Annotated in this window: 6 protein-coding genes; all 6 read left to right on the top strand. The window is 32.4% G+C overall.

Annotated elements, in window-relative coordinates:
- The coding region (locus M0P98_08865; protein ID MCK9266960.1) for a hypothetical protein at positions 1 to 424 on the top strand (424 nt) is incomplete at its 5' end.
- Positions 425 to 997: 573 nt separating this feature from the next.
- Positions 998 to 1,375, top strand: a complete 378-nt coding sequence (locus M0P98_08870) for a YkvA family protein (GenBank protein MCK9266961.1) — start codon at positions 998 to 1,000, stop codon at positions 1,373 to 1,375.
- A 41-nt stretch (positions 1,376 to 1,416) separates the two neighbouring features.
- Complete coding sequence (locus M0P98_08875) at positions 1,417 to 2,223, top strand: hypothetical protein (GenBank protein ID MCK9266962.1); 807 nt, start codon at positions 1,417 to 1,419, stop codon at positions 2,221 to 2,223.
- Between the two features lie 3 nt (positions 2,224 to 2,226).
- Complete coding sequence (locus tag M0P98_08880) at positions 2,227 to 2,676, top strand: hypothetical protein (protein MCK9266963.1); 450 nt, start codon at positions 2,227 to 2,229, stop codon at positions 2,674 to 2,676.
- Between the two features lie 3 nt (positions 2,677 to 2,679).
- The gene (locus M0P98_08885) at positions 2,680 to 5,880 is read left to right on the top strand and encodes an ATP-binding protein (protein MCK9266964.1); all 3,201 of its coding nucleotides are present in this window, start codon (positions 2,680 to 2,682) and stop codon (positions 5,878 to 5,880) included.
- Between the two features lie 65 nt (positions 5,881 to 5,945).
- On the top strand, positions 5,946 to 6,167 hold the full coding sequence (locus M0P98_08890) for a hypothetical protein (protein ID MCK9266965.1): 222 nt from the start codon (positions 5,946 to 5,948) through the stop codon (positions 6,165 to 6,167).
- The last annotated feature ends 198 nt before the right edge of the window (positions 6,168 to 6,365 follow it).

Below are 6,365 nucleotides of genomic sequence, written 5' to 3' on the forward strand. Positions count from 1 at the left end.
ACTGCAGGTTCTTGCCATAAAATATTTACAATCACAGTTTATTCCACTTAACGAAATAAAGAAACTTCTAAAAGAAATAAAAGAAGAACAGATGGAACAACTCCTTACAAAGGAAGAAAAACTATTATCCCCTAAAATGCTTGCTCCGCTGGGAGGTGCCGGTCTTATATCACCTATAGCAGGTATATTAGCGGCTTTGGGAACAACGTATCTTTTAAAGAAAAAAAACGGAGCAAAGAAAGAAGAGCCAAGCACATCTGTAAAATGGTTACATATACCTATCATAGATAAAGTTGAACTAAACATACAAGAAGATTACCTACCTGAAAACGCTAAAGATAGAGATGAATTTATAGACCGACTCATAGCAAGAATACGGATATATCTACAGGGCGAAGAATCTAAATGGAAAGAAGAAAAATAGTGAGTCCTCAGTGAACACCGTTCAGAGCGTGTAATTTGCTTTTACGGATTTGCAGGAATGAGGAGCTCTTGCCTTCTACCCTTAGGGGAGAAGGATCAAGGATGAGGGGGGCTGTTAGCAGGCGAGGAAAAACGGAAGACGCAACGATAAATGCAAAGGGACTATTAATGATAAAAACGAGGATTGCCACGTCGCAATCCCGCCGTAGGCGAAAAGGAACTCACCCCCTTTTTGTCATTCCGGACTTGAGCCGGAATCTCGCTTTTATTACTCCTGTTACGTGGGTTAGGTGAGAGATCCTGAAACAAGTTCAGGATAACAAGACGGGGCGTTCAGGATAACAAAGTGGGCGGGGAGAGGCAAGTGTGGGGGTGGTTTACTAATACTTACTAAAAATTGGGAGTGAATCCCAACCTTGCTTGTATAGCGCGAACAAGTTTTCACCTGCACAAAAGATTAGTGCAGGTGAGTTCACGAATAGGCGAGATGGGGTTTACTGAATATTCACGAAAAATAATAACTAAAACATTTAGAACGCAAACCAACTGCCAATATAATGGCAAAGGGGGAGCAATGAGAGAAGATTATAAAGACGTGGTGTATGAAGGGATAGCAAAAACCACAAAAAAAGACGGACAATATGTAATAGACCACGAATATGTGATAAACACCCGGCTCGCAAATCTACAATCAGGTAAATTTCAGGAATTTGCGAAAAATGTAACTCTTCTATTTAAGATGTTAAAAGATTGGTGGGCAGAAAAATATGAATGCCCTTGGTCTACAATAGCTGCAATAATTTTTGCACTTGCATATTTTTTAAATCCTTTTGATCTAATTCCTGATGCTATACCTGTATTAGGGCTTGTAGATGATGCGGCTGTAGTTGCTTTTGTCGTTGGTATAGTGCAAAAAGATATCGAAACATATAAAAACAAAATGTTGCAATAAGCAAAGACACTTGAAACAAATAATATAAAGGAGAATAAACAATGGTAGATCCGTTTTCAGGCGCAATAGTAGCTGCTGAAGTGGCTGCTGAAAAAACTGCAGAAATTGCTGCTGAAAAAGCAATGGAATACGCAGTTAAGGAAACGACACAAGCAACACTTAAAGAAACATCTGAGATACTATCAAAACAGATGAGAGAAACATTTATTAGTGAAAAAGATAAGTTAGCAACTGATAGAGCTGTTGCTAACAGCGAGCAGTTGACAGCAATGGAAAAAACATTTGCTGAAGATTTAAAAGATGGTGGTCCTGCAATAAGAGATGAAACACTAACAAGGTTAAATGCTTCAGCATACTCAGGGAAAATGGGAGAAGGCATTGAAAAACAGAATTTATCTTCTGTTGTGGATATAAAACCTAATCAGGAAATTACACTTCCTGATGGCAGAAAAACTATTCCAGATTTACAAGGCGTAGTTAGAAGAGATTTTAAATCTCCAAAATTTGATTTTAAAAACAACAGGATTGTAGAAGAAATTATTGAAAAAGGAAAAACGATAGGTGAAGAAATAAAATTCGGCAAAGCAGACTATCTTATGCGAGAAATAGACAATGGTCATTTAGCAAAACAATTGGAAGGACATTTACGGACATCTGATTATACAAGACTTGTTATCTCAAAAGATGTTTTAAACAATAAACTTTTAATAGAAAAACTTTTTGAATTACAGAAACAATTGTTTCAAAAAACTGGCAAAACCTTTGAAGTTCGGCCAAGTTTACCTGCTAAAGATACAGTAATGCTATATAGATTGGAAGTAATTTTAGAACAATCAAGGAGGGCATAACCTATGGCTTTTCAACGGATTTATTTTTTTGTAAAAGAAGAAGATTTATCGGAAGAGATTATTAATAAATTAAGTGAGTACGAAAAAATTATCAATGCTATTTTTGAGTCGAAAAACAAAGAGGGATTCACTGCTCAATATATCGATTTAAAAGAAAATATTTTGTCTGTTTTAAATGATGTGTCAATAAATAAGGAATTTTTAGAAGAAAAGAATTATGATGAAATGAAAAATAATTTACGTTCTTTGAAAACAATAAACAACGAGTTGTATTGTGAAATAAAAGCAGACCTTGATTTAATACTTATAAATGTCAAAAAAATACAAAATCTTGTTGATTTATTACAGAAAGCAGAATCTGTCGTTCAGTTGAACAAATTGTTATTAATTTTAAAGAAAGCCCTGTCACAAAAGTGTGCGATAATACAAATCTCTACTGAAACAGAGGAGTAATTAATGAGAAAACAAATTAGGATTTTACAAGGACCAAAATTAACAAAACTTAAAAAATACAAGTATGTTGATTATGATTTTCAAGAAAGTTATTTTGAAATTCCAGAAATTATTGAAAGAGCAAATGCTTTTATTATTGCACTTTATAATATAAATGCTTTGAATGAAGTTGTTTTTAAAGTAAGAGTTATATCTCAAACAATAGAATTTTTAATTGAATATTCTTCTTGCTTTGAAGAAAATATCAACAGTATTCTTGAAAAGCATTTTCCAGCAATAAGGATATCAAATATTGATAACACCCCAAATGGTTTTAAAAATAATATAGAATTGTATGGGATACCTGATGTTAGAAATTTTATTGATAAAGAAGAAACACTCTGGGATGTTATTCTTAGAAATGTTTCGCTTTATGATTTTGAAGTTGATATTACGTTGCATAAGATAGAGCAAAACAATCTTTTAGAATCAATTAAGCGCTTTCAAAAAATAATTAAGAGCGTTTCGCCGCGAACAGAAGCACAAAAAGGGAAATTCGCAGGCATGGGTAGAGCAAGAACAGAAATTGATCAGGAGGCTCGATTTGCAGTAGAATTTTTTAAAACACACTTAAGACGATTGATAGATGGCAATGTTTCTGGATTGTGGAATACAAAAATTAAAATTTCTTCTGATGAAAAAGAGAATTGTGATAATATCGCCAGTTTGTTTTCTTCTTTAACCAGTCCTCGTGATGAATATTTATATCCAGTATCTTCTATTAAAAAAGACCCTTTAGAAAGAATTAGCTATAAGGGGAGTTTAGCTGTTAAAAAAGGAATTTTTTCTGACGTAGAAAAAGGAAAGGAGGAGTATAGTCAAACATTATCCTCTTGTATTACATCTTTTGAAGCTGCCAGCATTATTGCTTTTCCTCAAAATGAAATCCCAGGATTTAAAGTCAAACAACCTGTTATGTTTGGTGGGGCAATGGCAGAGCAAAAAGAAGGAAGAAACATCTCCTTAGGCAACCTTGTTTTGTTTAAAGAAACTGCAGTAAAAGAGCAAATCCCCATAAATAATTTTGTTAAACACTGTTTAATAGTAGGTACAACGGGAATGGGTAAAACACTGACAGCAAAGCATATTTTATCCCAAATACATCAAGAAAAGATTCCATTCCTTATCATCGAACCCGCAAAATTAGAATATCGTTCAATAAAACAATTTCTTTCTTCTATATATACTGTGGGTTGTGAAAGTCCTGTAGGCAAAGAAAATAAATCTCCAATGAGAATTAATCCTTTTGATTTTCCCTCAGAATTAGGTGTTCAAACTCATATAGACCTTTTAAAATCTGTTTTCAACGCAAGTTTTCCTATGTATGGTCCAATGCCTTATATTTTAGAAGTGGCTATAAATAATATCTATAAAAAAATGGGATGGGACCTGAAAAGCGGGAAAAATGTATATATTATGGAGTTAGAAAAAAAGAATATGGATGATGAAGTTAAGAAGTCCGATTTTTATCCTACTTTACAGGACCTTCACGAAGAAATAGAATCCGTAATGCAAAAAACTGAATATTCACAAGATTTGACTAGCGATATCAAAGGTGCATTGAGAGTCAGGATAGGAAGTTTGATGGAAGGAGCCAAAGGGTATCTTTTTAACGTACGCAAATCTAAACCTACAATTGAAGAATTGCTCTCTAAGTCAACTCTTTTAGAACTACAATATTTAGGGGATGACGAAGAAAAAACTTTTTTCATAGGACTCATCTTAGCAAGGATATACGAACATTATTTAGCAAAAAATGAATTTCCAGGCAAGCTTAAACACATTACACTCATCGAAGAAGCTCATCGTCTCCTAAAAAATCAACCAGACAACGTTTCAATGGAATTAGCAAATGTTAAAGCGAAAGCTCTTGAAACATTTAATAATATATTAGCAGAAACTCGTGGATACGGAGAAGGATTAATTATAGCGGAACAGATTCCTACTAAATTATCTCCTGACACTATAAAGAATACAAGTATGAAAATTATTCACAGATTATATTCAAAAGATGACAGAGAGATTATTGGTGATTCCATTGGGTTGAACGATGAACAAAAAACAGAACTTATTTATTTAGAACCGGGAGAAGCAGTGGTTTTTCATGAAGGGATAAATCAACCTTTGAGAGTTAAAATAGAAAACCGTGAAGATTTAAAACCAACAAGCGTTGAGGATAATAGTATAAAATCCTTACAAATAGCTGAACCATATATTGCTTTTTTGATAGAAAATAGAGATTTTATAACTCTGATTCATAAAATAATAAATACATTTTTTGTGGAGGAAAATCTAAAAGAAGCTGGTTTGACATTAATAAGACAAGAAAGGGATAAGACGTTGGAATACGTATTAAAATCTTTAGGATTAAAGGTGACAGATGATAACTTACGAAATACTATCATACAAGAAGCAACTACAAGAGTAGTAAATCATTATTTGAAAGAAATTGAAAGTAAAATTGAGAAAGGTTTTATAGCAAAACTTAGATTACAGAAAATAGTCCAAGAATGTTTATTATTGGTTATGGTACACAATGGAGAGTTAAGCAAGGACAACACTTTAAATGCCATTAAAAGGTTACAAGAAAATTATTTTGAAATATTTCTTAACAGCAATAAACCTTACAAATCTTGCAAAAACTGTCAAAAAAGTTGTGTATATTTACCATTAATAGACAACATTTTGAATAACAAACTAACTGCAAATGACTTAATTTATGAAACTAATGAGAGAGCAAGAAAAGGATACATATTGCCAGGTGATACTCAATTAGATGATATGGCTAAAATGTTGAGAGACAAAGATATTTTAATATTTCAGGATATCATCAGTTTTCAGACATCAAAAAATTTAATAATATGTATTTTTGCAAATCAATATAAAGACAACAAAGATGAAATTGATAAATTGATTGGCATAATAGAGCTTCCTGAGGAACAAATTGATATTATTCAAAATAGAGAAAACGGTTCTGATGATGAGTGTTTAGAGGAAGTTAAGGAAGCGAAACACTGTTTTCAGGAAATGTTGGAATCAATAAATAATATTGCAAATAAAACTAAATTAAATAATATAAGCTTAATAAACAGAAAACTTTCCTGGGTACTGTTACTTATAAGTATGATTCTTGCTTTTCTTCTTTGGTCAAAATATTGTGGCTAAAAACTTTTCTATTTTGATTTTTCACGATATACAAGAAATATGATATAGAAATAGAGTATATTGAAGTGAAATCCAGAGAAGAAGAATCTCCTGAACTTATAACCATAACAGGGGCACAGTGGCAATCTGCAAGCAGTCTTTTTGATCAAGGAGAGGGAGATAAGTATTCTATTTATATTGTTGAGAACGCAGGTAAAACAAATGCAACAGTTAAAAAAATACAAAATCCAGTAAAAAAATGGCGAGAAGGAAAGTTATATGCCCATCCTATCAATTTGAAGTTGTAAAACGTTTTTTTACACTTCACTTCTCATAATCAAAAAAAAGGAAATTTTCAATTTTTTCCACCCTTTTTTATTCTGTTAACCCGTAACTTTGCAAGTTTTAAGTAATATGCAAATTTAATTTCTCAATTATTTTTCGTGTCGGTTTTGGTATTTCCAAATCAATCCAGTGATTTGATATTTTTACTTTACGGATTTTGC

The sequence above is a fragment of the bacterium genome, from assembly GCA_023230585.1.
Lineage (GTDB): Bacteria > Ratteibacteria > UBA8468 > B48-G9 > JAFGKM01 > JALNXB01.

What these genes read in the sequence shown, in the direction of transcription:
- M0P98_08885 (MCK9266964.1), top strand. Translation starts at nt 2,680, where the DNA reads ATGAGAAAACAAATTAGGATTTTACAAGGACCAAAATTAACAAAACTT.
- M0P98_08880 (MCK9266963.1), top strand. Translation starts at nt 2,227, where the DNA reads ATGGCTTTTCAACGGATTTATTTTTTTGTAAAAGAAGAAGATTTATCG.
- M0P98_08875 (MCK9266962.1), top strand. Translation starts at nt 1,417, where the DNA reads ATGGTAGATCCGTTTTCAGGCGCAATAGTAGCTGCTGAAGTGGCTGCT.
- M0P98_08870 (MCK9266961.1), top strand. Translation starts at nt 998, where the DNA reads ATGAGAGAAGATTATAAAGACGTGGTGTATGAAGGGATAGCAAAAACC.